We start from the raw sequence: 1304 nt of genomic DNA on the forward strand, positions 1-1304 counted from the left end.
GGGTACGGTTCACCCACATAGGTAACAGAACAGTTCAAGCACATAGGTAACAGTTTTCTACCCTGCATGGGCGACTGCCACCGGGAGACGCCCATGCCCTGGAGTGAGCTCAAACCTATGGAACAACGTCTGCTGTTCATTGCGGACCACTTGCGGCAGGTCGACAGCGTCAGTGCGCTGTGTGAGCACTATGGCATCAGCCGCAAGACGGGTTACAAGTGGATCGATCGATACGAGAGCGAAGGCCTGACGGGGTTGAGCGAGCGTAGCCGTAGCCGGCACGGCCAGGAGCGGATTGCCTATCCGATCCGCCAGGCGATCCTGCAGCTGCGCGGACATGGCGGCACGGAGCTGGGGCCGAAGAAGATCCAGAAGCGCCTGGCCGAGCGGTTTGGCGAGGCCGAGGTGCCCTCGCGCACGACGATCTACAACATCCTGAAGGCGGCGGGCCGGATCGAGCCGCGGCACAAGCGCCGGCGCGTGACAAGGTGTGGCACGCCGTTGCGCTCGCCGCGCGAGGCCAACGGGCTGTGGAGCGCGGACTTCAAGGGGCAATTCCTGACCGCGGACCAGCGCTGGTGCTATCCGCTCACGGTGATGGATCATGCCAGCCGTTACCTGTTGGGCTGCAAGGGCCTGGAAGGGCCCAAGCTGCGGCCAACCAAAGCGGCATTCGTGCGGCTGTTCCGCGCCTATGGGCTGCCGGACCGGATGCGTACGGACAATGGTGTGCCGTTCGCCTCGACCGGCTGCAGCGGGCTGTCGCAACTGTCGATCTGGTGGCTCAAGCTGGGGATCGTGCCGGAGCGGATCCGGCCGGGGCACCCGGAACAGAATGGCCGGCACGAGCGCATGCATCGCACGCTCAAGCGGGCGACGGCATTGCCGCCAGCGGCGACGCTGGCGGCGCAGCAGCGGCGCATGGACGCGTTCCGGCGGTTCTACAACGAAGAGCGCCCCCACGAGGCGTTGAGCCAGAGCACGCCGGATAGCTGCTACACCGCCTCGCCCCGCGAGTATCCAAAGCGGCTGCCGGAGATGAGCTATCCGAGCTACATGGAGACGTACCGAGTCAGCACCAATGGATTGCTCCACCGCCACAACGTGGTGTTGTACGTAGGACACTTGCTACGCGGCGAACTGGTGGGGCTGGAAGCGATCGACGAAGGGCGCTGGCATGTTCACTTCGGCCCCATGGTGATTGGAGGAATCGATGAACGGCACAACCACAAAGGCTATCTAAGCCTCAAAGTGTTACCCATGTGAGTGAACTCGTTTGTTACCCATGTGGTTGCTCCGTACAT

General features: G+C 63.3%; 1 protein-coding gene. It reads left to right on the plus strand.

Features of this window, described 5'->3' with window-relative positions; genetic code table 11:
* Window positions 1-117: 117 nt before the first annotated feature.
* Window positions 118-1266, plus strand: coding sequence for an integrase core domain-containing protein (locus KHO41_RS40925; protein ID WP_244874287.1), 1149 nt, complete (start codon window positions 118-120; stop codon window positions 1264-1266).
* Window positions 1267-1304: the final 38 nt, after the last annotated feature.

The organism is Cupriavidus numazuensis, assembly GCF_905397435.1.
GTDB classification, from domain to species: Bacteria; Pseudomonadota; Gammaproteobacteria; order Burkholderiales; family Burkholderiaceae; genus Cupriavidus; species Cupriavidus numazuensis.